This is a genomic window from Sandaracinobacteroides saxicola (genome assembly GCF_014117445.1).
Lineage (GTDB): Bacteria > Pseudomonadota > Alphaproteobacteria > Sphingomonadales > Sphingomonadaceae > Sandaracinobacteroides_A > Sandaracinobacteroides_A saxicola.
Window position 1 is genome coordinate 2,366,882 of record NZ_CP059851.1, and the last position, 24,964, is coordinate 2,391,845.

General features: G+C 68.7%; 27 protein-coding genes and 1 pseudogene. 25 read left to right on the plus strand and 3 right to left on the minus strand.

Going from position 1 to position 24,964, the window contains the following annotated elements; genetic code table 11:
* The first annotated feature begins 3 nt into the window (after window positions 1-3).
* From H3309_RS11920 to H3309_RS11965, 10 genes are all read left to right on the plus strand, one after another.
* Window positions 4-999, plus strand: coding sequence for a glycosyltransferase family 2 protein (locus tag H3309_RS11920; RefSeq protein ID WP_182294915.1), 996 nt, complete (start codon window positions 4-6; stop codon window positions 997-999).
* A 65-nt stretch (window positions 1,000-1,064) separates the two neighbouring features.
* The gene (locus tag H3309_RS11925; protein WP_182294916.1) at window positions 1,065-2,069 is read left to right on the plus strand and encodes a hypothetical protein; all 1,005 of its coding nucleotides are present in this window, start codon (window positions 1,065-1,067) and stop codon (window positions 2,067-2,069) included.
* A gap of 11 nt (window positions 2,070-2,080) precedes the next feature.
* Window positions 2,081-3,403, plus strand: coding sequence for a lipopolysaccharide biosynthesis protein (locus H3309_RS11930; protein WP_182294917.1), 1,323 nt, complete (start codon window positions 2,081-2,083; stop codon window positions 3,401-3,403).
* Window positions 3,400-4,569 carry a polysaccharide pyruvyl transferase family protein gene (locus H3309_RS11935; protein WP_182294918.1) on the plus strand — a complete coding sequence of 390 codons (1,170 nt, stop codon included), beginning with the start codon at window positions 3,400-3,402 and terminating at the stop codon, window positions 4,567-4,569. The genes H3309_RS11930 and H3309_RS11935 overlap by 4 nt, the downstream gene beginning before the upstream one ends.
* Window positions 4,566-5,783, plus strand: coding sequence for a Coenzyme F420 hydrogenase/dehydrogenase, beta subunit C-terminal domain (locus tag H3309_RS11940; RefSeq protein WP_182294919.1), 1,218 nt, complete (start codon window positions 4,566-4,568; stop codon window positions 5,781-5,783). Before H3309_RS11935 ends, H3309_RS11940 begins: the two co-directional genes overlap by 4 nt.
* 18 nt (window positions 5,784-5,801) lie before the next feature.
* Window positions 5,802-6,683, plus strand: coding sequence for a glucose-1-phosphate thymidylyltransferase RfbA (gene rfbA, locus H3309_RS11945; RefSeq protein WP_182294920.1), 882 nt, complete (start codon window positions 5,802-5,804; stop codon window positions 6,681-6,683).
* Window positions 6,680-7,225 carry a dTDP-4-dehydrorhamnose 3,5-epimerase gene (rfbC, locus tag H3309_RS11950; RefSeq protein WP_182294921.1) on the plus strand — a complete coding sequence of 182 codons (546 nt, stop codon included), beginning with the start codon at window positions 6,680-6,682 and terminating at the stop codon, window positions 7,223-7,225. Before rfbA ends, rfbC begins: the two co-directional genes overlap by 4 nt.
* Entirely contained in the window at window positions 7,222-8,082 is an 861-nt protein-coding gene (gene rfbD / locus H3309_RS11955; protein ID WP_182294922.1) for a dTDP-4-dehydrorhamnose reductase, read from the plus strand. The genes rfbC and rfbD overlap by 4 nt, the downstream gene beginning before the upstream one ends.
* Before the next feature lie 99 nt (window positions 8,083-8,181).
* A complete protein-coding gene (rfbB, locus tag H3309_RS11960) occupies window positions 8,182-9,267 on the plus strand; it encodes a dTDP-glucose 4,6-dehydratase (protein ID WP_182294923.1) in 1,086 nt (361 codons plus the stop codon).
* A gap of 84 nt (window positions 9,268-9,351) precedes the next feature.
* The gene (locus H3309_RS11965) at window positions 9,352-10,380 is read left to right on the plus strand and encodes a lysylphosphatidylglycerol synthase domain-containing protein (RefSeq protein ID WP_182294924.1); all 1,029 of its coding nucleotides are present in this window, start codon (window positions 9,352-9,354) and stop codon (window positions 10,378-10,380) included.
* A gap of 603 nt (window positions 10,381-10,983) precedes the next feature.
* On the opposite strand, the gene H3309_RS11970 is transcribed toward H3309_RS11965, so the two are convergent.
* On the minus strand, window positions 10,984-11,469 hold the full coding sequence (locus tag H3309_RS11970; RefSeq protein ID WP_182294925.1) for a Dps family protein: 486 nt from the start codon (window positions 11,467-11,469) through the stop codon (window positions 10,984-10,986).
* Between the two features lie 38 nt (window positions 11,470-11,507).
* Entirely contained in the window at window positions 11,508-12,722 is a 1,215-nt protein-coding gene (locus H3309_RS11975) for a DUF3011 domain-containing protein (RefSeq protein ID WP_182294926.1), read from the minus strand.
* Between the two features lie 41 nt (window positions 12,723-12,763).
* On the opposite strand from H3309_RS11975, the gene H3309_RS11980 reads away from it, so the two are divergent.
* From H3309_RS11980 to H3309_RS17880, 12 genes and pseudogenes are all read left to right on the plus strand, one after another.
* Window positions 12,764-13,318, plus strand: a complete 555-nt coding sequence (locus H3309_RS11980; protein WP_182294927.1) for a VOC family protein — start codon at window positions 12,764-12,766, stop codon at window positions 13,316-13,318.
* A 32-nt stretch (window positions 13,319-13,350) separates the two neighbouring features.
* A complete protein-coding gene (locus H3309_RS11985; protein ID WP_182294928.1) occupies window positions 13,351-14,676 on the plus strand; it encodes a DNA recombination protein RmuC in 1,326 nt (441 codons plus the stop codon).
* A gap of 4 nt (window positions 14,677-14,680) precedes the next feature.
* Window positions 14,681-15,790, plus strand: a complete 1,110-nt coding sequence (locus tag H3309_RS11990; RefSeq protein WP_182294929.1) for a glycosyltransferase — start codon at window positions 14,681-14,683, stop codon at window positions 15,788-15,790.
* A gap of 25 nt (window positions 15,791-15,815) precedes the next feature.
* On the plus strand, window positions 15,816-16,412 hold the full coding sequence (gene hisB, locus H3309_RS11995; protein WP_182294930.1) for an imidazoleglycerol-phosphate dehydratase HisB: 597 nt from the start codon (window positions 15,816-15,818) through the stop codon (window positions 16,410-16,412).
* Complete coding sequence (gene hisH / locus H3309_RS12000) at window positions 16,402-17,019, plus strand: imidazole glycerol phosphate synthase subunit HisH (protein ID WP_243453715.1); 618 nt, start codon at window positions 16,402-16,404, stop codon at window positions 17,017-17,019. Before hisB ends, hisH begins: the two co-directional genes overlap by 11 nt.
* On the plus strand, window positions 17,016-17,735 hold the full coding sequence (hisA, locus tag H3309_RS12005) for a 1-(5-phosphoribosyl)-5-[(5-phosphoribosylamino)methylideneamino]imidazole-4-carboxamide isomerase (RefSeq protein WP_182294932.1): 720 nt from the start codon (window positions 17,016-17,018) through the stop codon (window positions 17,733-17,735). The genes hisH and hisA overlap by 4 nt, the downstream gene beginning before the upstream one ends.
* Before the next feature lie 157 nt (window positions 17,736-17,892).
* The gene (gene hisF, locus H3309_RS12010; protein ID WP_182294933.1) at window positions 17,893-18,663 is read left to right on the plus strand and encodes an imidazole glycerol phosphate synthase subunit HisF; all 771 of its coding nucleotides are present in this window, start codon (window positions 17,893-17,895) and stop codon (window positions 18,661-18,663) included.
* The gene (locus H3309_RS12015) at window positions 18,660-19,007 is read left to right on the plus strand and encodes a phosphoribosyl-ATP diphosphatase (RefSeq protein ID WP_182294934.1); all 348 of its coding nucleotides are present in this window, start codon (window positions 18,660-18,662) and stop codon (window positions 19,005-19,007) included. The genes hisF and H3309_RS12015 overlap by 4 nt, the downstream gene beginning before the upstream one ends.
* Window positions 19,008-19,057: 50 nt before the next feature.
* Window positions 19,058-19,288 carry a hypothetical protein gene (locus H3309_RS12020; RefSeq protein ID WP_182294935.1) on the plus strand — a complete coding sequence of 77 codons (231 nt, stop codon included), beginning with the start codon at window positions 19,058-19,060 and terminating at the stop codon, window positions 19,286-19,288.
* A gap of 3 nt (window positions 19,289-19,291) precedes the next feature.
* Window positions 19,292-19,570, plus strand: coding sequence for a hypothetical protein (locus tag H3309_RS12025; protein ID WP_182294936.1), 279 nt, complete (start codon window positions 19,292-19,294; stop codon window positions 19,568-19,570).
* A 7-nt stretch (window positions 19,571-19,577) separates the two neighbouring features.
* Window positions 19,578-19,958: an HIT domain-containing protein gene (locus H3309_RS12030; RefSeq protein WP_182294937.1), complete on the plus strand. Its 381-nt coding sequence runs from the start codon at window positions 19,578-19,580 to the stop codon at window positions 19,956-19,958.
* 597 nt (window positions 19,959-20,555) lie between these two features.
* Window positions 20,556-20,654 (plus strand): annotated as a pseudogene (locus H3309_RS17880) (PEPxxWA-CTERM sorting domain-containing protein); the annotation flags it as partial.
* A gap of 85 nt (window positions 20,655-20,739) precedes the next feature.
* Here H3309_RS17880 and H3309_RS12040 read toward each other — a convergent pair.
* A complete protein-coding gene (locus H3309_RS12040; protein ID WP_182294938.1) occupies window positions 20,740-20,922 on the minus strand; it encodes a hypothetical protein in 183 nt (60 codons plus the stop codon).
* A gap of 174 nt (window positions 20,923-21,096) precedes the next feature.
* Here H3309_RS12040 and H3309_RS12045 point away from each other — a divergent pair, with 174 nt between their 5' ends.
* The 3 genes from H3309_RS12045 (at window position 21,097) to H3309_RS17365 (ending at window position 24,947) form a co-directional block, all read left to right on the plus strand.
* The gene (locus tag H3309_RS12045; protein WP_182294939.1) at window positions 21,097-22,557 is read left to right on the plus strand and encodes an amino acid permease; all 1,461 of its coding nucleotides are present in this window, start codon (window positions 21,097-21,099) and stop codon (window positions 22,555-22,557) included.
* Window positions 22,523-23,788 (plus strand): S41 family peptidase, encoded by a 1,266-nt coding sequence (locus tag H3309_RS12050; protein ID WP_182294940.1) that lies wholly within the window; start codon window positions 22,523-22,525, stop codon window positions 23,786-23,788. Before H3309_RS12045 ends, H3309_RS12050 begins: the two co-directional genes overlap by 35 nt.
* Before the next feature lie 226 nt (window positions 23,789-24,014).
* Window positions 24,015-24,947 (plus strand): ice-binding family protein, encoded by a 933-nt coding sequence (locus H3309_RS17365; RefSeq protein WP_182294941.1) that lies wholly within the window; start codon window positions 24,015-24,017, stop codon window positions 24,945-24,947.
* The last annotated feature ends 17 nt before the right edge of the window (window positions 24,948-24,964 follow it).

The following is a 24,964-nucleotide window of genomic DNA, read 5'->3' on the forward strand; positions in this document are numbered from 1 at the left end:
GCGGTGGTCATCATCAATTGGAACAGTGCTGAAAACAGCATCGAATGTCTCGAATCGCTGCTGCGATCGGATGCGCCCGCGCGGATCATCCTGGTGGACAACGCCTCAGAGGATGGTTCCATCGAAACCATCCTGCAATGGGCATCGGGCGAGCTGCCCTACCAGCCGCCCACGGGGCCGCTCGGTCGCCTGACCACGCCGCCGCTCCCCAAACCCATCGCCATCACCCGCCTGTCCGCGCAGGAGGCCGAGGCGGCAACCACGGTGGCCGACGGGATCACCATCATCGATGCCGGCAGCAACCGCGGCTTTGCCGGCGGCAACAATCTGGGCCTCCGCCACGCGCTCATCGATCCGGCCATCGCCTACTGCTGGTGTCTCAACAACGATACGGTGGTCGAAAAAAGCGCCGTCCGGGCGGTCGTCTCGCGCATGGATGCCACCCACCGCATCGGCATGTGCGGAACGGTCGTGCGCTATTATCACCGCCCCGGCACCTTCCAGGCGCTCAACGGCTCCCGCTTCCGGATGCTCACCGGCTCCAGCAACGGGATCGGTCGCGGCCAGCCGGTCAACCGGCCCTTCGATCCCCAGCGCGTCGCGCGCGAAACCGATTTCGTCCTCGGCGCCAGCCTGGTCGTCAGCCGCGCCTTCCTCGAAACCGTCGGCTTCATGGAGGAAAGCTATTTCCTCTATTTCGAGGAGATGGACTGGTCCGTGCGCAACCGCGGCCGCTTCGCCATCGGCTTCGCCCATGGCGCCATCGTCTATCACAAGGAAGGCGGTTCGATCGGCTCCTCCGGCAAGAAGGGCAACCGGTCCGACCTGTCCGAATATTATCTCATGCGCTCGCGCGTGAAATTCTACCGCCGCAATTTTCCGCTGCTCTGGCCGCTTCAATATCCTGTCGGCCTGATGCAGATCGCCCGGCGGGTGCTGCGCCGCCAGCCGAAGAAAGCCTGGATCATGACCCGCGCGCTGTTCGGTCTCGGCCGATAGGCAGGCGCGGCATTTACAACAGCGGCCGGCTGCCTATGCTGCCGGCAAAAGGGAGGACAGCACAGATGCTCGCAGGAACCAGACTTCGCACCCTCATGCTGATCGGCGTCGCGTCGATCGCGCTCGCCGCCTGCGGCGACAAGAAGGGCGACGGCGACAAGCCCGCTGGTCAGGTCGTCGCGTCGGTCAACGGCGAGGAAATCACCATCCACGAGCTGAACGCCGAAATCGCCGGCTCGCCCTTCCCGCCCAACACGCCGCGCAAGGCAGCCGAGCAGCAGGCGCTGCAATCCATCATCACCCGCCGCCTGCTGATGGATGTCGCCAAGGAAAAGAAGCTCGACCAGAACCCCGATTTCCTGATGCAGCAGCGCCGCGCCAACGAGCAGCTGCTGGTGCAGAGCTACCTCAGGACCATCACCCAGGGCATCCCGCCGGTAACGCGCGAGGAAGCCGAGAAGTTCATGCGCGATTATCCGAACCTGTTCTCGGAACGGAAATTCTTCATCCTCGACCAGATCCAGTTCCTGCGTCCCAAGAACATCGACCAGCTGCCGCTCGCCGGCGCCAAGACCATGGCCGATGTCGAGCGCGTGCTGATCAACGCCAATGTCGAGTATCGCCGCCAGCCCGCCTCGCTCGACGCGCTGTCGGCGAACCCGGATTTCATCAATGAAGTGGTGAAGGTGGTTCAGAAGAACCCGGACGAGGTCTTCATGTTCGCCAACCAGCCGCAGGGCGCGCCCGCGCCGGTGGTGCTGATCAACAAGGTCACCGAACTGCGCACCATCCCCTTCACCGGCGAGCGCGCCATGGCGTTCGCGCAGAATTTCCTGATGCAGATCAAGGTCAACGGCACCCTGCAACAGCAGGTCGGCCAGCTGCGCGACAAGGCCAAGGACAAGATCACCTACCAGGCCGGCTATGCGCCGCCCGCCGCCGCCAAGCCGGCCGGCCCGGCGCAGCGTCCGAAACCCAGCGAGGTCGCCGATGAAGCCGCCAAGGATGGCCAGGACCGGCTGGCGACGCCCACCGAAAAGGCCTCGCAGAACATCGTTCCCAAAAGCTGACGCCTGATCCCATGACCCGCCTCCCCGCCCGGCTTCGGGCCATGCTCTCGCTCGACCGGCTGGGGGGCCAGGCCATCGCGGTCTTCGCGCTGAAGGGCATCGGCGCCGTCGCCAGCTTCGCCATCAGCTGGCTGATCGCCCATCATTTCGGCGCGCGCGGATCGGGGCTGTTCGGCATCGCCGTCACCACCACCACCTTCCTCGCCATGCTGCTGCTGTTCGGCCTCGATACCCAGCTGCTGCGGCTGGTCGCCGGCGACCTCAAGGTCGGCGACCGCCGCGCCGCCGACGCCGCCGTCCGCACCGTCACCCGCCTGCTGCTGGTCGCCGCGCCGCTGGTGGTGCTGCTGCTCTGGCTGCTGCGCACGCCGCTCGCCACCCGGCTGCTGGACCAGCCCGACGTCGCGCCCCTTCTCGCCATCATGCTCTGGGCCGCCCTCCCGCTCACCCTCGTCAAGCTCGCCTCGGTGGTGCTGCGCGCCCATGGCCATGTCTTCGCCTCGCAACTGGTGGACGGACCGCTCGGCACCGGGCTCGCCGCGGTCGCGCTCGCGGCCGCGCTGACACTCGGCCTGATCGCCGGCCTCACCCAGGTCGGCTGGTTCTATCTCGCGGCGCTCACCGTCGGCGCCGTCACCGGCTGGCTGCTGCTGCGCCGCCGCGCACCGCGCGCCGCGCCGGCGCTGCCGCTGCTGCCGCTCGCCCCGCTGCTGCTCGCCGGCCTGCCCGTGCTGATGTCGGCGCTCGCCAACATCTTCACCGAATGGTTCACCACCGTGTCGCTCGGCGCCCACTGGCCGGCCGGAGAGGTCGGCATCTATCGGGTCGCCTGGCAGTTCGTCGCCGTTGCCGGCCTGGTGCAGGTTGCGATGGACGCCATCCTCGGCCCGCGCATCGCCGCCGCGGCGCGGGTCGGCGATATGGCGGAGATCGCCGCCACCGCGCGCAAGGGCTCGCTCGCCATGCTGCTGCTGTCGGCACCGCTGTTCCTCGCCTTCTTCGCCGCCCCCGGCCTCCTCATGCGTCTGTTCGGTCCGGAGTTCGTCGCCGGCGCCACCGCGCTCCAGGTGCTGGCGCTGGGCCAGCTCGTCCGCCTCGCCGCCGGGCCGCTCGGCACCATCATCATCATGACCGGCAACCAGCGCTGGATCATCGCCTACGCCGCGCTCGGCGTGGCGCTCTGCATCGGCACTTGCGCGCTGCTCATCCCGGGCTATGGCGCTGTCGGCGCGGCCTGGGCTGCAACCATCACCGTCGTCGTCCGTCATCTTGGTGCCTTCCTGATCGTGGAAAGGGTGATCGGCGTGAAACTGTTCAGAAAAGGCCCCGCGTGACCGTCCCGCCCTCAGATCCCATCGACATCGGCCTTGCCTGGCACAGCGACTGCAACGGCAATCTGGGCGTCGGCGCGCTCACCGTCGGCAATATGGAACTTGCCCGCCGCGCCGCCGCGCGCGTCGGCCGCACGCCCCGCTTCCACCTGTTCCAACCCCTGGACCAGCGCGCGCCCTACATCCACCAGGACATCGTCCGCCGGCACGGCGTCAATTTCGCCTTCCTCGCCACCGCCGCCTTCGGCGCCATCCGCGATCTCGACGTCATGCTCGACATCGGCGCCGGCGACAGCTTCACCGACATCTACCCGGCAAAACGCTACGCCATGCTGCTCGCCAGCAAATATCTGTGCTTCGCGGCGAACCGACCGCTCATCCTCTCGCCGCAGACCATCGGCCCGTTCAGCAGGCAGCCGCAGACCGCGCTCGCCGCCACCGCGGTCCGCCGCAGCCGCGCCGTCTTCGCGCGCGACCCGCTGTCGATGGCCGAACTCGCCCGCATCGCCCCCGGCACGCCGGCAACGCAGGTGGTGGACGTCGCCTTCGCCCTGCCGTTCGACCGCGCGCCAAAGGCCGCAACCCCGCGCGTCGGCCTCAACATTTCCGGCCTGCTCTATGCCGGCGGCTACAGCGGCACCAACCAGTTCGGCACCCAGATCGACTACAAGGCCTTCACCCATGCGCTCATCGAGGCGTTCCTCGCCCGCCCCGGCCTCAGCGTCGAGCTGATCGCCCACGTCAACGCGCCCGAAATCCCGCGCGACGATGACGGCGCCGCCTGCGATGCACTGCACGCCCGCTATCCGGCCACCGTCCGCGTCCCCGATTTCGCCTCGCCATCGGCCGCCAAATCCCACATCTCCGGCCTCGATTTCCTCGCCGGCGCGCGCATGCATGCCACCATCGCCGCCTATTCCGCCGGCGTGCCCGTCGTCCCCATCAGCTACAGCCGAAAGTTCGAGGGGCTGTTCGGCGGCCTCGATTATCCCTGGCTCGTGCCCGTCAAGGGCCTCACCACCGACGCCGCCGTCGCCTATGTCATGAACGCGTTCGACAATCGCGCCCAGCTCGCCGCCGACATCATGCGCGGCACGGACATCGTGGAGCGCGGCCTCGAAACCTATACCGCCACCCTTGTCGACATCTTCGCCACCCTGCCGCGATGACCCATCCGCTTCCCCCCAGCCTCGCCCGCGTGATGCGCGGCCATGCCTGCAGCGGTTGCGGCGCCTGCGCCGGCCTCGAACCGGCCATCCACCTCGCCCGCGACGCGAAGGGCTGGTGGCGCCCGTACGCCAGCGCCCCCGTCTCCCCCGAAAGCGATGCCCGCCTCGCCGCCGTCTGTCCCGGCGCCACCGTCGCCCCCTGGGCAACCGCCCCGCACAGCGATCCGATCTGGGGCCCTTATCACCGCTGCCTCACCGGCCATTCGACCGATGCCGAACTGCGCCACGCCGCCTCCTCGGGCGGTGTCCTCTCCGCCCTTGCCCTCCACGCGCTGCAATCGGGCCTGGTGGACCGCATCCTTCATGTCGCCATGGACCCGGACGCGCCGCTCCTCACCCACATCGTCCGCTCGACGGGCCGCGCCGACGTGCTGCGCGCCGCCGGCTCCCGCTACGCCCCCGCCGCCCCGCTCGCCGAACTCAGCGCGGAGCTGGAAACCCCCGGCCGCATCCTGTTCATCGGCAAGCCGTGCGACGTCGGCGCCATGCGGCAACTCACCCGCCTCGACCCGACAATCGCCGCGCGCGTCCCCCTCATGCTCAGCTTCTTCTGCGCCGGCACACCCAGCCAGGACGGCACCGACCGCCTGATCGACCGCATGGGCGCCGGCGAGCAACCGATCACCCATTTCCGCTATCGCGGCGACGGCTGGCCCGGTTTCGCCACCGCCCGCCACCCGGACGGCACCGCCCACTGCCTCAGCTACGCCCAAAGCTGGGGCGATGTGCTGTCGAAAGAGGTGCAGTTCCGCTGCAAGATCTGCCCCGACGCGATCGGCGGCGTCGCCGATGTCGCCGCGGCCGACGCCTGGTATGGCGGCGAAACCGGCTATCCGGCGTTCGACGAGGCCGACGGCCGCAGCCTCATCCTCACCCGCACCCCGCTCGGCGACCGCCTCATCACCGATGCCGTCGCCGCCGGTCTCCTGGAAACCGCGCCGCTCGCCATCGGCGAGATCGTCAAGATGCAGCCGGCGCAAGCCACCCGCCGCCGCCTCCTCGTCTCCCGCCTCGCCGCCATGGCCGTCACCGCCCAGCCCCGCCCGCGCATGAACGGCCTCGCGCTGGCGCCGGCGGCCGCCACCGCCACCCTCAGGGCACAGGCGAAATCCTTCCTGGGCACCGCCCGCCGCATCTTGCAGAACCGCCGTTAGACCGTCAGGAACCCGATCATGACCAACCGCAAAGGCATCATCCTCGCCGGCGGCAGCGGCACCCGCCTCTACCCGCTCACCAAACCCGTCTCCAAACAGCTGATGCCGGTCTATGACAAGCCGATGATCTACTACCCGCTGTCGGTGCTCATGCTCGCCGGCATCCGCGACATCCTGATCATCACCACGCCGCACGACAGCGCCGCCTTCCAGGGCCTGTTCGGCGACGGCAGCGATTGGGGCCTGTCGATCCAATACGCCGTGCAGCCCCACCCCGGCGGCCTGGCGCAGGCCTATCACATCGGCGCGGATTTCGTGGCCGGCCACCCCAGCACGCTGATCCTGGGCGACAATATCTTCTACGGCCACGGCCTCCCCGAACTGCTGGCCAGCGCCGACGCGCGAACCACCGGCGCCACCGTCTTCGGCTATTGGGTGAAGGATCCGCAGGCCTATGGCGTCGTCAGCTTCGGCGCCGACGGGCGCGCCGAGACCATCGAGGAAAAACCGGCGCAGCCGAAATCCAACTACGCCGTCACCGGCCTCTATTTCTATGATGAGCGCGCCGTTGACTACGCCCACGCCATCAAGCCGTCCCCCCGCGGTGAACTCGAAATCACCGACCTCAACCGGATGTATCTCGAGGCGGGCAGCCTCAACGTCGAAATGATGGGCCGCGGCTTCGCCTGGCTCGACACCGGCACGCACGCCAGCCTGCTCGATGCCGCCCTCTACGTCCGCATCGTCGAGGAACGGCAGGGCCTGAAAATCTCCTGCCCCGAGGAAATCGCCTGGCGCAAGGGCTTCATCAGCGCCGACCAGCTCGCCCGCATCGCCGAGCCCCTGCGCAAATCCGGCTACGGCGACTATCTGCTGCAACAGCTGGCGACCGCGCGATGATCGTCGAACCCCTCGCCCTGCCCGAGGTCAAGCTGATCACGCCGCGCGTGTTCGGCGACGAGCGCGGCTTCTTCCTGGAAAGCTTCAACAGCGCCGCCTTCGCCATCCACGGCCTGCCGACCGAGTGGCAACAGGACAACCACAGCCGCTCGCGCCGGGGCGTGCTGCGCGGCCTCCACTATCAGCTCACCAACCCGCAGGGAAAGCTGGTGCGCGTCACCAGCGGCGCCGTGTTCGACGTCGCCGTCGACATCCGCCGGTCCTCCCCCACCTATGCCCGCTGGTGCGGCGCGCTCCTCAGCGCCGAAAACCACCAGATGCTCTACGTCCCCCCCGGCTTCGCCCACGGCTTCCTGGTGGTCACCGACAGCGCCGACTTCCTCTACAAATGCACCACGCTCTGGCACGCCCCCTCCGACCGCGCGATCCGCTGGGACGATCCGGCGCTCGCCATCGACTGGCCGTTCGAGGGCCTCCCCCCCGAACTCAGCGCCAAGGACGCCGCCGCCCCCCTGCTCGCCGACGCGGAGACCTTCGCATGATCGCCCTCATCGCCGGTGCCGCCGGCCAGCTCGGCCGCGCGCTGCAGGCCACCGCCCCCGCCGGCGCCACCGTCATCGCCCCCGATGAAGCCCGCTTCGACATCCTCGACGCCGCCGCCGTCGATGCGATCATCGCCGAAACCCGCCCCACCCACCTGTTCAACGCCGCGGCGTACACGGCGGTGGACAAGGCCGAAACCGACGCCGACACCGCCCACCGCGTCAACGCCACCGCCGTCGCCACGCTGGCCACCGCTGCCCGAGCGCACGGCGCCAAACTGGTCCACATCAGCACGGACTTCGTATTCGACGGCACCGCCTCCACCCCCTACCCGCCCGATGCCACCCCCAACCCCCTCGGTCTCTACGGCGCCACCAAACGCGCCGGCGAAACCGCGGCGCTGGCCAACCCCGACGCCCTCATCGTCCGCACCGCCTGGGTCTATGCCGCGAAGGGCAACAACTTCGTCCACACCATGCTGCGTCTGATGCGCGAACGCCCCGAATTGCGCGTCGTCGCCGATCAGGTCGGCACCCCCACCCACGCCACCGGCCTCGCCCGCGCGCTCTGGGCCCTCGCCGCCGCCAACGCGCGCGGCATCTTCCACTGGACGGACGCCGGCGTCTGCAGCTGGTATGATTTCGCCGTCGCCATCCAGGAAGAAGCCCTCGCCCTCGGCCTCCTCGCCACGGCCATCCCCATCCTTCCCATCCGCACCACCGACTACCCCACCCCCGCCCGCCGCCCTGCCTACAGCGTCCTCGACAAGACCGATACCTGGGCCCTCACCGGCCCCGCCCTCCCCTGGCGCGCCGAACTCCGCCTCTGCCTGCAAGACATCCGCGATGCCGCATAAACCGCCCCAAAGCCCCTCCCCCGCTTGTGGGGGAGGCGACCCGCGCCCGCGAGCGGGAGGGGGGTTCGCCGCACCGCACCTGCTCCGAAAGACAATCCCATGACCCTTCTCGTCACCGGCGGCGCCGGCTTCATCGGCAGCAACTTCGTCCATTTCCACGAAGCCCGGCACCCCGAAACCCCCATCGTTGTGCTCGACGCGCTCACCTACGCCGGCAACCGCGCCAACCTCGCCGGCAGCAACGCGCACTTCGTCCACGGCGACATCCGCGACCAGGCGCTGGTCGAAACCCTGCTGCGCGACCACGCCGTCACCACCCTCGTCCACTTCGCCGCCGAATCGCATGTCGACCGCTCGATCCTCGGCCCCGACGCCTTCATCGACACCAACATCATCGGCACCCACAGCCTGCTGAAAGCCGCCCGCGCCGTCTGGCTCGCCGGCAGCGGCCAGCCCCACCGCTTCCACCATGTCTCCACAGACGAAGTCTATGGCAGCCTGGGGCCGCAAGACCCCGCCTTCAGCGAAACCACCCCCTACGCCCCCAACTCCCCTTACAGCGCGTCGAAAGCCGCCTCCGACCATCTCGTCCGCGCTTATCACCACACCTATGGGCTTCAGGTGACGACGTCGAACTGCTCGAACAACTACGGTCCCTTCCATTTCCCGGAAAAACTGATCCCGCTGTTCATCCTGAACGCCCTCCACGGCCGCAACCTCCCCATCTACGGCGACGGCCAACAGGTGCGGGACTGGCTGCACGTCGCCGACCATGCGCTCGGCATCAGCCTCTGCCTGGAAAAGGGCACCCCCGGCGAGGTCTACAACATCGGCGGCGGGGCGGAGATGGCCAACCTCGCCGTCATCGACACGCTCTGCTCTGCGGTCGACGCCGCCTTCGCCGCCGACCCGGCGCTGGCGCAGCGCTTCCCCGATGCCCCCGCCGCCAGCGGCAAACCCACCGCCAGCCTGAAGACCTTCGTCACCGACCGTCCCGGCCACGACCGCCGCTACGCCATCGACTGCACGAAAATCGAAAATGCGCTGGGCTACCGCGCCACCCACAGCTTCGAAACCGGCTTCGCCGCCACGCTGGCCTGGTATCTCGCCAACGAACCCTGGTGGCGCGCCGTCATGGACGGCAGCTACCGGGACTGGGTCGAAGCCAACTATGCCACCCGCTAACCCCCCTCCCCTTCAGGGGAGGGGCGACCCGGCGCAGCCGAGCGGGGGTGGGGGCAATCCGCCCCACGCTGCGGGCACAACGCCGTGACCCTAGACCCCCGCCTCCAGCGTCTCCTCGCCTTCCTCGCCGCGCACAAGAACAAGCTCAGCGCCGGCCTGATGGTCTTCGTCCTCACCATCGCCGGCTTCGCGCTCTACGAGCTGCTGAAAAACCTCCACCCCGCCGACATCCTCGCCGCGCTGCGCCGCATCACCCCCGCGCAGCTTCTCGCCAGCGTCGGCCTCACCATCCTCAGCTACCTGATACTCACCGGCTACGACGTGCTCGCGCTGCGCTCCATCGGCAAGCCCCAACCCTATTGGCGCGCCGCGCTGGGCAGCTTCAGCAGCTACACCTTCAGCCACAATTTCGGCTTCGCTCCCATCACCGGCGCCGCCGCCCGCTGGCGCGCCTATCGCGGCACCAACCTCGACGCCGCCGACATCGCCCGCATCGTCGTCATCGCCGGCGTCACCTTCTGGCTCGGCATCTTCCTGCTGCTCGGCGTCATCCTGGCGCTGCAACCCGGCGCGCTGCGCATCCATCATTATGAACTCGCCTACCCGGCGCAGGCCGCGATCGGCGTCGTGATTCTCACAACGATCGCCCTCTACCTCTGGCTCTGCCACCGCCGCCACGTCACCGGCAACAGCGCGCCCTTGAACATCCTTGGCTGGACGCTGCCCGTCCCCACGCTGCGCCAGGCGCTCATCCAGTTCACCCTCGCCGCGCTGGACATCTCGGTCGCCGCCGCCGCCCTGCTGGTCCTCGTGCCCCAGGCGATGCTCGCCCATTTCCCGCTCTTCCTCGCCGCCTATGTGGTCGCCATCGTCGTTGCCCTCATCACCCATGCACCGGGCGGCCTCGGCGTGTTCGAGGCGGTGATGCTCGTCGCCCTCCCCCAGGTCGACCGCGCCACGCTGGTGTCGGCGCTGATCGCCTATCGCCTCATCTATTATTGGGCGCCGCTGCTCCTCGCCATGCTCCTCCTCGCCCTCCACGAACTCGCCCGGGCGTTCAGCTTCGCGAAAGCCTCCCACCGCAAAACTCATCCCCAGTCCTCTGAGTCCTGACCCTCCAACGCCCGGTGCAAACCGGGCGTTGCTTTGTCTGATACCCCTCCTGCCCCGCGCAGCGGAGAGCGGGGAGTCAAAGACGACGCAAAGCGTCAGCGGCGACTCGGCGACAGCCGTGCGGGGGTGGGCGCCTCCCCTCCCTCCCGCGCAGCGGAGAAGGGAGGGGTTGGGGGTGGGTGCGGGTGCGAGCCTCGGGCGAGCTCGATGCGCGCAGGCAACGCACCGAATCGCTTGCCTTGAACGCATCAATATGATAACCATATTGGCATTAATCGAGTCGCTCTCCAACAGTATGAAAGCCGCGCACGACCCGCCCAAAACCCCGAAAACCGCTAACTCCTTGATTCAGGCTGTCACTTTTTGCGCAAAACCTTCCATATTTCCTGCTTGCAACAAAAGAGCAGCCCCTGCGCGGCCAAGCCGCGCGAAACGAACAGCAGTCGGGCTGCAGAGTGCGGAAGGAGAAAGGAACGAAAAAAAGCACGGCAAAGCCGTGCTGTCGGACGTGTCGGTTGGTCACCGGCAAACCGCACGCCGGCCAAGCTTGCGCGAGTCTGAAAATAGCGGGCTTCGCACCGCTATTTTCAGCCGCGCTGCGCCCTACGCCACCATCGCCCGCAGCATCCACGCCGTCTTCTCATGCACCTGCATCCGCTGCGTCAGCAGGTCCGCCGTCGGCTCGTCATGCGCCGCATCCGCCAGCGGAAACACCGCCCGCGCCGTCCGCACCACCGCCAGTTGGTCCGCCGCCAGCTCCCGGATCATCGCCTCCGCCGTCGGCACCCCATCGGCCTCCTTCACGCTCGACAGCTTGGCGAACGCCGAATAGCTCCCCGGCGCAAACTCATCCAGCGCGCGTATCCGCTCCGCGATCAGGTCCACCGCCAGCGCCAGCTCATTATACTGCGTCTCGAACATCAGGTGCAGCGTGTTGAACTGCGGCCCGGTCACGTTCCAGTGATAGTTGTGCGTTTTCAGATAGAGCGTGTAGGTATCCGCCAGCAGCGTCGAAAGCCCGGCGGCGATCGCCTTCCGCTGCTTCTCGTCGATCCCCAGGTCCACGCCCGCCGTCTTCTTCTTCGCCATGGTCAACTCCTCGCTTCCATGCCGGTGAAGATAGTCATTCATCGCTTCACATCAAACGCAGAAACCCGATTACCCTCAGCGGTGCAGTGCATCGTCACAGTTTGCGCCCGCCCATCGTACGTCGCCGCCAATTGCGCCTCGATCCGGTATCCCCGGCCGCTGCGCACCACACCATCCACCCGGTTCAGCGCCACACGGCTGCCGCCTGTCGCGCCGATCTGCCGCCCGGCCTCCGCCATGCAGGCCCGCGCCTCCTCCCGTGCGTCCGACGGGAACCGGTCATAATCCGCGCTTACCGACGCCGGCGCACCACCGCCGCCGCCGCTTTTCTTTCCCGATGCCGCCAGCAAAGCGATCAGCCCCGCCGCGATCGCCACGCCGGCGATCACCCCGCCGGCGTTCGAACCGCCGTCATCCGGCCGCCCACCGGGATAGCCGCCGCCCTGATAGCGATAGCCGAACCGCGCCCGGCAGCCATTGTCCACCCAGATCGAGCGGTCGTCATAACCCCAGTCGCGCCGCTCCCGGCACTGCCCGGCATAGACCCGCACGATGCCCACCCGGTTGCCGGTATTCACGTTGCAGCGCTGGTAGGTGCCGTTCCAGCTCTGGCAATCCGTCTCGGCGGCAAAACTCCCGCCCCCCGGATAGCCCCCGCCCCAATTGCCGCCGCCTCCCCCCGCATAACCATAGGCAAAGGTCGCCTGGCAGCCATTGTCCACCCAGATCGAGCGCGCGTCATAGCCCCAGTCGCGCCCCTCGGCGCAGCGCCCGCCGCGCACCTGCATCAACGCCACGCGATTGTCCGTCCGCGCCTCGCACCGCCGCGGCCGGCTGCCATAGCTGTCGCAGGTCAGCTGCGCCGCATAGCCGCCCTGACCCCCGCCCCAGCCCGGGTTGCCACCGCCGCCCCAACCGCCGCCGGCCCCCACCAGCGCGAACCGCCCGCGGCAGCCCTCATCCACCCACAGCACCGGGCCGCCGAAATTCGCCCGCGTGCCCCAGCTGCGCCCCTCCACGCAGGCGCTGCTGCTCAGTTGCCGCACCAGTTCCACCCGCTGCACCCCGCGCGGCAGCGCGCATTCCGCCCGATCGCGCCCGCGGCTGGCGCATTCGATCTCCTGCCACTGCTGCGCCGCCGCCGGCGCCGCCAGCGCCAAGGAGCCGACCGCCACCGGCAGCGCCACCGACCCCAGCTGCCCCGTCACCATCGCCAGCGCCGTCGCCACGCTCACCACCGGTCGGCCCATCATTCCTCTCCCCATTGCCATGCAGACAGATTATCAACCCGCCCATGGACAACAAGTTGCAATCTGCCGACACGCCCCCTGCCAGCAACGTCAGCGCGCTTGTGCGAGCGGCCCTGTTCGTGTCCGACATCGAGGCCTCCACCACCTTCTACCGCGACATCCTCGGTCTCACCGTCAGCTATTGGGACGGCCCGCTCGACCACCCCGCCGTCCCCGCGCTGATCGGCGTCGGCGCGACGGACAGCACCCGCGCGCGCATCCTCCAGGTGCCCGGTCCCAGCTTCGGCATGATCGGCCTGTTCGAGGTCACCCCCCGCCCCGCCCGCGTCCGCAAGCGCGCCGAAGGGGTCAATGTCGGCGAGGCCGTCCTCGTCTTCTACTGCGCCGACCTCGACCCCCTCGTCGCCCGCCTCACCGCCGCCGGCCACCGCATCCTCTGCCCGCCCACCTTCCTCCAGGTCAGCCCCACGCGCGGCCAGCGCGAGATGACCTGCGCCGACCCGGACGGCATCCTCGTCAACGTCATCGAACGGGACGATCGTCTTTCCGCCTCGCGGGACGATCGTCTTCCTGTCTCGCGGGACAATCGGCTGGCTTGACCCTGCGCCTGCTTTCGTTCACCTCCTGTTCCATGTTGGATCCCGTCGCCCTCGCCATCGCTGTCGCCGCCCTGCTGATCGCCGCGGGCCTTGCCTGGGTGCTGCGCGGCCGCGACCTCGCCACGCTCCGTACCGAACGCGACGCCGCGCGCACCGAGTCCGCCCGCTGGCAGGCCGAGGCCGCCACCCATGCCACCGCGCTGGCCGCGCTTCAGGCCACCCAGGCGGAGCGCGACGCCGCCCACGCCCGCCAGCTCCTGGCCATGAAGACCGAGTTCCAGCAGCTCGCCGGCGACGCCCTCGCCGCGGCGCAGACGCGCTTCAACGCCCAGGCCGAGGAAACGCTGAAACGCCACCGCGAGGAAACCGGTCAGAATATCGCCAGCAGCCGCGCCGAGCTGGCAAAGCTGCTCACCCCCGTCAGCGAAACCCTCACCCGCTACCAGACCGAGCTCAAGAGCATCGAGGAAGCCCGCGTCCACGCCTATGGCGGCCTCCGCCAGCAGCTCGCCGACGTGGCGCAAGGCCAGGCCGCCGTCCGCGACGAAGCCGCCCGTCTCGCCACGGCATTGCGCAGCAGCGGCAAGACCGCCGGCCGCTGGGGCGAGGAGCAGCTGCAACGCACGCTCGAACTGGGCGGGCTGCGGCTGGGCATCGATTTCACCCTGCAAACCAGCCAGGCCGGCGACGACGGCCGGCAGAGACGCCCCGACGCCATCATCAACCTCCCCGGCGGTCGCGAGCTGGTGATCGACAGCAAATGCAGCCTCAATGACTATCTCACCGCCGCCGGCGCCACCAGTGACGAGGAGCGTCGCGCTGCCCTCGCCCGTCACGCCGCCGCGTTTCGCGCCCATGCCCAGGGCCTGGCGCTCAAATCCTACTGGTCCGAATTCGCCGCCAGCGCGGACTTCGTCATCATGTTCATCCCTGGCGAGAATTTCCTCTCCGCCGCGCTCGAAACCGACCTCGACCTGCTCGGCTGGGCGATGGACCGCCGCGTCATCCTCACCGGCCCCACCAACCTCCTGGCGCTCGCCCGCACCGTCTCGATGGTCTGGAAACAGGAAACGCTGGCCCGCCAGGCGGCAGAGATCGGCGAGGAAGCCGGCCGGCTCTACGCCGCCATCAGCACCATGGCCGAGCATGTCCAGAAACTGGGGCGGAACCTCACCCAAAGCGTCGGCAACTACAACGACTTCGTCGCCTCGCTCGAACGCAACGTCCTGCCCAAGGCGCGCCGCCTCCCCGACATGGGCGTCGAAACCGGCAAGAAGGACCTCCCCGAAACCAAGCTCATCGAAGCCACCCTCCGCCCCCCCACCGCCCCCGAACTCCTCCCTCCGCCGGCAGAATAGGGGCGTGGCGCGCCTCCTCCTCTACCTCCACGACCTCTCCGCCACCGGCGTCACCCGCAACGCCCTGGCGCTTGCTGCCGCCCTTGCCAGCGACCACGACATCACGCTGGCCACCGGCCGCGCCACCGGCACGCTTGCTGCCGAAGCCGCCGGCGCCATCGATCTCGGCGGCCACGGCCCCCGCGCCGCCCACCGCTTGCGCACCCTCGCCCGCGCCCTCAGCCCCGCCCTCGCCCTCTCCGCCGGCAATCGCGGCCATCCCTTCTTCTTCGCCGCCCTCGCCGGCCTGCCCCACCTCCGCCGCCTCTACCGCTTCTCCAACGACATCGACCACCGCGATTCCCGGGGCCGCCGCCGCTGGTGGAAACCGCTGGCCGACAGCGCGCAACTCGCCCTGCTGCGCCACAGCGCCGACCACCTGATCGCCGTCAGCCAGCCATTGGCCGCCGACCCGCGCCTCGCCGCCATCCCCCTCACTCTCATCCCGAACAGCATCGACATCGCCGCCACTCGCGGCGCCGCCGCCCTGCCCTGCCCACACCCCTGGGCCACCGACCAGGGTCCACCCTTCATCATCGGCATCGGCCGCCTGACGCCGCAAAAGGATTTCGCCACCCTCATCGCCGCCTTTGCGCTCCTCCGCCGGCAGCGTGCGCTCCGCCTCCTCATCCTCGGTGACGGCCCGCAACGCCCCGCCCTCGACGCCCAGGTCGCCGCTCTCGGCCTCACCGGCTGGGTCAGCCTCCCCGGAAGCCTCCCCAACCCCATGCCGCTCCTCGCCCGCGCCGCGGTCTTCGGCCTCCCCAGCCTGTGGGAAGGTGCCTCCAACGCCCTGCTCGAAGCCCTCGCGCTCAACACGCCCATCGTCGCCAGCCGCACCGCCGGCAATGCCGTCACCGTCCTCGACCATGGCGCCCACGGCCTGCTGGTCCCGCCCGGTGATCCCGCGGCGCTGGCGCAGGCGCTCCTCCTGCAAACGGGCGCCGAAGCCATCCGCCCCGGCACCCGCGCGTCGCATTTCAGCCGCGAAACCGCGCTCGACCAATGGCGCCGCCTCCTGGCGAACGAAGCCGCGCGCCTCCCGCCGCTTGCACCCCCCGCCCGCTTCCCCTAACCCGCGGCCCAGGAAAGGGTCAGCCATGCGCACCGCCACCGTCACCCGTGCCACCTCCGAAACCAGTATCAGCGTCACCGTCAACCTCGACGGCACGGGCCTCTACACGGTCAGCACCGGCATCGGCTTCCTCGATCACATGCTCGAACAACTCAGCCGCCACAGCCTCATCGACCTCGACCTGCAGGCAACGGGCGACCTCCATATCGATGGCCACCACACCACAGAGGATTGCGGCATCGCCATCGGCGAGGCGATCGCCCGCGCCCTCGGCAGCCGCGCCGGCATCACCCGCTATGGCGACGCCCTGATCCCGATGGACGAAACCCTCACGCGCGTCGCGCTCGACATCTCCGGCCGCCCCTACCTCGTCTGGAAGGTCGCCTTCACCCAGCCCAAACTGGGCACGCTCGACAGCGAGCTGGTGAAGGAGTTCTTCCACGCGCTCGCCGGCAGCGCCGGCATCACGCTGCACATCGAGAACCTCTACGGCGTCAACAACCACCACATCGTCGAAAGCAGCTTCAAGGGCGTCGCCCGGGCGCTCCGCACCGCCGTCAGCATCGATGCGCGCAAGGCCGACGCCATCCCCAGCACCAAGGGCAGTCTCGGTGGTGTCTGACACCGTCCTCGTCGACTACGGCGCCGGCAACCTGCGCTCGGTCGAAAAAGCCCTCCTCGCCGCCGGTGCCCCGCGCGTCACCGTCACCGCCGATCCCGATATCGTCGCCCGCGCCGACCGTATCGTGCTCCCCGGCGTCGGCGCCTTCGGCGCCTGCGCCGGGGCCCTGCGCGCCGTCCCCGGCCTCGAACCCGCCCTCACTCATGCCGTCATCGCCAACGCCCGTCCCTTCCTCGGCATCTGCGTCGGCATGCAGCTGATGGCGGACGAAGGCCGCGAATATGGCGCGCACGCGGGGCTGGGCTGGATACCCGGCCATGTCGAGCGGCTCACCCCTGCCGACCCCGCGCTCAAAATCCCCCATATGGGCTGGAACATGGTCACGGCCACTGGCCCGAACCTGGTCGAAACAGGCGGTGCCTATTTCGTTCACAGCTATGTTGTCCGCACGGCCGACCCCGCGCACATCCTCGCCACCACCACCCATGGCGAGGCAATCGTCGCCGCCATCGGCCGCGCCAACCTGCTGGGCGTCCAATTCCACCCGGAAAAGTCGCAAGCCTATGGCCTTGCCCTCCTCACCCGTTGGCTGAACTGGCGCCCATGACCCTCACCATCTACCCCGCCATCGACCTCAAGGCCGGCCAGGTCGTCCGTCTTGCCGAAGGCGACATGGCGCGCGCCACCGTCTATGGCGATGACCCCGCCGCCCAGGCCGCCGCCTTCCGCGCCGCCGGCGCCCGCTGGCTCCATGTCGTCGATCTCGATGGCGCCTTCGCCGGCGAAAGCCGCAACGGCGCCGCGGTCGAGGCCATCCTGAAGGCGACCACCGCCCAGGTCCAGGTCGGCGGCGGCATCCGCAGCCTCGCCATCATCGAGCATTGGCTGGCGCTCGGCGTCGCCCGCGTCGTCATCGGCACCGCCGCGCTCGACAACCCCCAGCTCGTCCGCGCCGCCGCCCGCGCCCACCCCGGCCGGATCGTCGTCGCCGTTGATGCCGTCGGCGGCATGGTCGCCACCCGCGGCTGGGCCAGCGTCTCCACCCTCACCGCCGCAGACGTCGCGAACCGTTTCCAGGATGCCGGTGTCGCCGCCCTCCTGTTCACCGACGTCGCCCGCGACGGCCTGCTGAAAGGCGTCAATGTGGAGGCGACCGCCGCGCTCGCCGCCACCGTCGCCATTCCCGTCATCGCCAGCGGCGGCGTCGCCGGCCTCGACGACATCCACGCGCTGAAAGCCCACCCCAACATCGAAGGTGTCATCACCGGCCGCGCCCTCTACGACGGCCGCCTCACCCTCGCAGCCGCGCTGGCGGCCGCATGACCGGTGTAATCATCATCGCGCCTCCCCTCCCTCCCGCCCCACCCCACGAACAAAGTTCGTGGGGACCCCGGGTGACGCGGAGAAGGGAGGGGTCGGGGGTGGGTGCGAGCAAAGCGAGCGACAATCTCACCGCCAACCCGCCATCGGCCCGCCACCCATGACCCTCGCCACCCGCATCATTCCCTGCCTCGACGTGAAGGACGGTCGCGTCGTGAAAGGCGTCAACTTCGAGGGCCTGCGCGACGCCGGCGACCCCGTCGAGGCCGCCATCCGCTACCAAGCGCAAGGCGCCGACGAACTCACCTTCCTCGACATCAGCGCCAGCCACGAGGGCCGTGGCACCCTCCTCGACATCGTCGCCCGCACCGCGGACCATTGCTTCATGCCGCTGACCGTCGGCGGCGGCGTCCGCACAGCCGAGGACGTCCGCGCGCTTCTCCTCGCCGGCGCGGACAAGGTCAGCATCAACAGCGCCGCCGTCGCCAATCCTCGGCTGGTGGCGGAACTGGCCGAACGCTTCGGCCAGCAATGCATCACGGTCGCCATCGACGCGAAAGCCGTCGCCCCCGGCCGCTGGCACATCTTCACCCACGGCGGCCGGCGCGCCACCGGCATCGACGCCGTCGCCTTCGCGCAACAGGTCGCCAGCCTCGGCGCCGGCGAAATCCTGCTGACCAGCATGGACCGGGACGGCACCCGCGACGGCTATGACCTCGCCCTCACCCGCGCCGTCGCCGATGCCGTCCCTGTCCCCGTCGTCGCCTCGGGCGGCGTCGGCACCCTCGACGACCTCGTGCGAGGTGTCACCCAGGGCCACGCGTCGGCCGTCCTCGCCGCCAGCCTGTTCCACTTTGGCGAAGCCAGCATCGCCCAGGCCCGCGCAGCCCTTGCCGCCGCCGGCGTCCCCGTGCGAAACCTGGCCGCATGACCGACCTCGGCCCGCTCGCTCGTCTGGACGACACCATCCGCGCCCGTCGCACCGCCGACCCCGCCACCAGCTACGTCGCCCGCCTGCTGCATGAGGGCCGCGCCAAGATCGCCAAGAAACTGGGCGAGGAGGCCACCGAAACCGTCATCGCCGCCCTCAGCGAGAACGACACCGCCCTCACCGCCGAAGCCGCTGACCTCCTCTTCCACCTGCTGCTCGTGCTCGCTGAACGCGACATTCCACTGGCATCGGTCATGGCCGAACTCGCCCGCCGCGAAGGCACCTCCGGCCTCACCGAAAAAGCTGCCCGCCCCAACGCCCTTCCCCGCCGCGACACGCCTTGACCTCTCACCCCCCAGTTCCTATTCTCCAGCCTGTCGCCAAGGAGTATCGCATGACCGGCCGCCTCGCCGTTCCCGTTCCGTCCCTCCATCCGGCAAAATCCAAAGCGGCGCGGGGTGTCGCTCCGGCAGCCGCAGCGGCGCTCGACGATCTCATGCTCGTTCGCGCCCTGTCGGATGCACTGGCCGCCGAAGCCCGCGCGACCCGCCACTTGCGAACCCGGCTGGAAGCAAGCGTGGCCAAGGGCGACCGCATGCTGGCAGACTTCGGCCTGACCGCCTGACCGGTGCCGCTCGACCCCGTTTCAGGCGGGCTCATCAAGTTCGTCATCGACCGGATCGCTAAATGGGCCGCCACTCCGGAGATCGAGAAGGAACTCCGCTCAATCAAGCGCGCGCTGCGCGAAGCCCAGGAGCGGGCCGACGAACTGGAAGCCGTCAACCAGCTGTTCGAGCGAATGGAGGCCCAGCGCGACGCCTTTCAGGCCGAGGCGATCCGCCTTCGCTTGCGGGTCGCCGAACTCGAATCCGAACTGTCCCTTCTTCGACGCGCGACAGGAAGTTGAGCACCCCATGCCCGTCAACACCCGCGACCCCTATGACCCCACCAACATCTTCGCCCGCATCCTGCGCGGCGAAATCCCCTGCCGCGAAATCTATCAGGACGCGCACGCCCTCGCCTTCCACGACATCAATCCGCAGGCCCCGGTGCACGCGCTGGTGATCCCGCGCGGCGCCTATGTCAGCCTGGCCGACTTCACCGTCCACGCCAGCGATGCCGAGATCGCCGGCCTGTGGCGCGCCGTCGGCATCACCGCCGACCTGCTCGCCCTCACCGACCCCGGCTATCGCATCCTCTCCAACATCGGCGGCCACGGCCATCAGGAAGTGCCGCACCTGCACGTCCATCTCTTTGGCGGCCGGCAACTGGGCGCCATGCTGCCGCGTACCTGAATGTCGCTCCGCACGATAATTCACACTGTTAACCACGCAACCGATTGCAATTGACCGTCACCATGTCATAAATCCGTCACGCGATCGGGGGAAGCCGGCCGCACAACAGGGTCGAAAGGGTCACTCATGAAATCATTCGCCATCATCGGCGCGGCCTTTGCCGCGGCCATGGTCGCCGCGCCCGCCAGTGCCGCGGTCAGCGTCGTCGCCGCCAACTGCATCAGCGTCACGCACCCGAAGGGCTGCCTGTTCAACGGCAACATTGCCGTCAACAGCGTCGGCGACACGCAAACGGCCTACAATAATTTCAACAACAGCCACCCGGCCGCCAATCCGGACATCACGCTGAACTATCTCTTCGACACCAACGCCGGCCTGCCCAGCGGTGTCAGCTTCACCGGCGCCAACACGGCATCCGGCACCTGGTCCACGCCCGGCTACAAGATCGATTTCATCGGCGTGAAGGCCAGCAACCAGTTCGTGCTGTATAAGCTGGCGCAGATTTCCAGTTCCGGCCTCTGGAACACCCTCGACATCCCCTTCCGCCGCAACGCGCACGCCCTGTCGCACATCGCCTTCTTCGGCACCGCGGACAATGGCGGCGCCGTGCCGGAACCCGCCACCTGGGCCATGCTGATTGCCGGCTTCGGCCTCGTGGGCATCGCTGCACGCCGCAGGGTCCGTGCAGCGCAATAAGGCTACGCTCCGCCGGCGCAACGTCGCGCGCGGCTGATCCCGTCCACAGAAGGGGCGTCGGGGCAACCCGGCGCCCCTTCGCGCGTCAATCCTCCCGCGCCGCCTGACCGCGCCGCATCGACAGCGCCACCAGCACCGCGCCGGCGATCGCCGTCGCCCACATCCGCATGTCCGCGGATGGCGCCGTCGCATCCTGCGCCATTGCCGGCGCACCCGCCAACAGCATCATCGCCGTCACGCTCAACCGTTGCAGCATCAACCGGGGCATGGCCATCTCCTCAGAAGGTTCCAAGCCAGGTAACGGCCAACCGGTCCATCGCTTGCGCGACAAAGTTTCATCCCCGCAAAACCGCTTGACCACGCCTGCCCAAGCGGCCAACGCTCGAACCATGGGATCAGCCCCGCGCGACACGTATCGCCCGGGCACACAAGGGAGAGTTTCATGCTGTTCTGGCGCGTCAAGCCACTGGACGACATCCTTGCCACCGCCGAGAAGAAATCGCTCACCCGTACCCTCGGCGCGGCGCAGCTCACCATGCTCGGCATCGGCGCCATCATCGGCACCGGCATCTTCGTGCTGACGGCGGAGGCCGCCACCAAGGCCGGCCCCGCGATGATGATCAGCTTCGTCATCGCCGCCGCGGTCTGCGCCGTCGCCGCGCTCTGCTACGCCGAAATGGCCTCGATGGTCCCGGTCTCCGGCTCCGCCTACACCTACAGCTACGCCACCATGGGGGAATTGGTGGCCTGGATCGTCGGCTGGGCGCTCGTCCTCGAATATGCCATCGCCGCCTCGGCGGTCAGCGTCGGCTGGTCCGGCTACATGGTCCGCCTGGTCGAGGAAATCTTCAACGTCAGCGTCTCGCCGATGTGGACCAACGGACCGTTCGACAAGACGCCCGGCATCCTCAATGTCCCCGCGCTCGGCATCGCCCTCCTCGTCACCGCGCTGCTGGTGCGCGGCACCAAGGAAAGCGCCCGCTTCAACGCGGTGCTGGTGGCCGTCAAGCTGGTCGCGCTCGGCCTGTTCATCATCCTTGCCGTCCCCGCCATCAACAGCGCCAATTTCGAACCCTTCATGCCGAACGGCTTCTTCGCGAAGAACGTCACCGACCCGCTCACCGGCAGCATGATCACCGTCGGCGTCTCGGCCGCCGCCGCCTCAATCTTCTTCGCCTATGTCGGGTTCGACGCGGTCAGCACCGCGGCCGAGGAAACCATCAACCCCAACCGCAACATCCCCATCGGCCTCATCGGCAGCCTCGCCATCTGCACCGTCATCTATCTACTGGTCGCCGCCGGCGCCATCGGCAGCGTCGGCGCGCAGCCCGACGGGCCGCTCGCTGCGTCGAAGGAAGCACTCGCCTTCGTGCTGCGCGAAACCGGCCACGGCTGGGCCGGGGACCTCGTCGCCATCGCCGCGGGCCTGGCGCTCCCCTCCGTCGTCCTGATGATGATGTTCGGCCAGACCCGCATCTTCTTCGTCATGGCGCGTGATGGCCTGCTCCCCAGCGTGTTCAGCAAGCTCCACCCCAAATATGGCACCCCGCACGTGGTCACCATGTGCACCGGCGCCTTCGTCGCGGTTTTCGCCGCGCTGTTCCCGGTCGGCAAGCTTGCCGACATCTCCAACTCCGGCACATTGTTCGCCTTCTTCACCGTCGCCGTCGGCATCCTCATCCTGCGCCGCACCGAACCGAACCGCCACCGCTCCTTCCGCACCCCCGCGGTCTGGGTGGTCGCGCCACTCGCCATCGTCGGCTGCGTCTTCCTCTTCTTCCAGCTCTCCGGCTACACCGAGCTGATGTTCGCCGGCTGGGCGGTCATCGGCCTGTTCGTCTACGCCCTCTACGGCTACCGGAAGAGCCATGTCGCAAAGGCGATCGCCGCCCCTGCCGAGTGAGGTCACGGCCAGCCGCCGGGCCCTGCTTCGTGCAGGGCTCGGCGCTGGCCTCTCGCTTGCCGCCGTCGCCGCATTACCCGCCGCCGAACCCCCGCGCGACGTCGCCCGCGCCCAGGATTTCGACGAGCTCTGGACCACCCTCGATCGCCGCTACTGCTATTTCGGCGCCAAACCGGTGGACTGGCGCGCCGCCGCTGCCCATTACCGCCGCGACGCCCTCGCCGCGCCTGACGACATGACCTTCCAACTCATCCTGCAACGCCTGCTGGACGAGCTCTACGACCCCCACACCCGCCTGTCCGACGCCCCGGACGGCGCCCGCCGCAGCGCCTTCAACGACATCGTCGCCGTTGCCGATGGCGAAGCCGCCCGCGTCCTCGCACGCCGTGGCCAGGCAGAAGCCGCCGGCCTGCAACCCGGCGACCGCATCCGCGCCATCGACGGCATTGCCCTGCCCCGCGCCACCGCCGCCGTCGCCCCCCGCTTCCTCACCCGCCCCGATCCTCATGCCGACCACATCGCCCTCAACCTGGCGCTCGCCGGCGCGCGCGGCCTCCCCCGCACCCTCGACATCCTGCGCGACGGCACGCCACAAACCCTCACGCTGCGCCCCAACCCCAACGCCCCCGCCGATCCGCAGGCCGTCACCGGGCGCCGCCTCCCCGGCGGCATCGGCCTGATCCGCATCCCCTCTTTCGCCGAAGACAGCGCCATCGCCGCCTTCGACGACCTCATCGCCGGCTTCGGGCCGATAAAGGCGCTCCTCATCGACGTGCGCGGCAACGGCGGCGGCGACACCGCGGTCGCCCGCCCCATCATGGGCCGTTTCGTGGCCACCCCCACCCCCTACGCCCGCATGCGCCGGCGCGAGGGCAAGGGCCTCTCCGCCCCCTGGACCGAAACCGTCGACCCGCGCGGCCCCCGCATCACCGCGCCGGTCGCCGTCCTCATCGACCATTTCAGCGCCAGCATGGCCGAAGGATTCCCGATGGGCATGAAGGCAATCGCCAACGCCACCCTCATCGGCACGCCGATGATGCAGCTCGGCGCCGCCGTCTTCCCACTCACCCTCGACCGCAGCGGCATTCGCGCCCAATACAGCGCCGAACCCGTGTACGACATCCACGACCGCCCCCGCGACCTGCTGCGCCCCGACATCGAAACACCCCCGGGCGCCGATATCGAGGCGGCCGCCATCGCCGCCTTGGCCCCTCTCATCGACCGCGGATGACCGGATGACGTCGTGGCCCCAGCCCCGATGTGCATCGGCCGAAACACCATGCCAGCGCTAACGCATGCTGATTTCAGCCATTTTTATATTCCTTGCAATTCAAAGGATGTTCGTTAATATTTCATTTGGGTCGTCAAAACATGAAACGGGAAATATTTCTGAATAATTTATATCAATCAGGATTATTTTTGATTTCAAGTTGCATGCGTTCTTGACTGGAAACGGCATGATCCGCCTTGCTCTAAAGCCCGCAAATTTCTCCCCTTATTACCCGAAAACGCAACATTTCCGGCTCATCGCTGATGCGCGACGTATATGGTCGCTCTCACGGCTGATCGCGCCGATTGCGCTGCTTGGGCTCCCCCTGTCCGCCCACGCCGTATCCGTCCTTCAATCCGCGCAGGCGTTCGCCGTGCTGGGCGCCTCGACGGTCACCAACACCGGACCCACCACGATCAACGGCGATCTGGGCCTCAGCCCGGGCACCTCGATCACCGGCAGCGGCAGCATCACCCTCAACGGCACGCTGCACCAGACCGACGCCGTGGCAATGCTGGCACAGCGCGATCTGGTCATCGCCAGGGCGGCCCTCGCCGCGCTGCCGATGACGACGGACCTGACCGGGCAGGTGCTGGGTACCGGCGGCACGCTCTCCCGCCTCACGCCGGGCACCTATGCCTTTTCCAGCGGGGCCCTGCTCGACGGCGTCCTCACGCTCGATGCCGCCGGAGACCCCAACGCCGCCTTCCTGTTCCAGGTCGGCTCCACCCTCACGACCGCCAGCGCCTCCTCCATCGTGGTGCTGAACGGCAATGCCAACACTACGGTTTACTGGAATGTCGGCAGTTCGGCGACACTGGGAACGTCCACCCGCTTCGCCGGCAACATCCTCGCCGCGCAGAGCATCACGCTGACGACAGGGGCGCAGATCCTCTGCGGGCGCGCGCTGGCGGCGGTGGCGGCGGTGGCGGCGATCACGCTGGACAGCAACATCGTCACCGCCAATTGTACCACCGGCGATTTCGGCAGCTACGGCTTCAGCGGCGGTCCAACGCCGGCCACCGCCGTGCCGGAGCCGCACAGCTGGGCGTTGATGCTGCTCGGTTTCGGCATGATCGGGGTGGCCTCCCGGCGCGGCCGCCGGCCCCAACCGGCCTGATGCCACCCCGCCCCGGC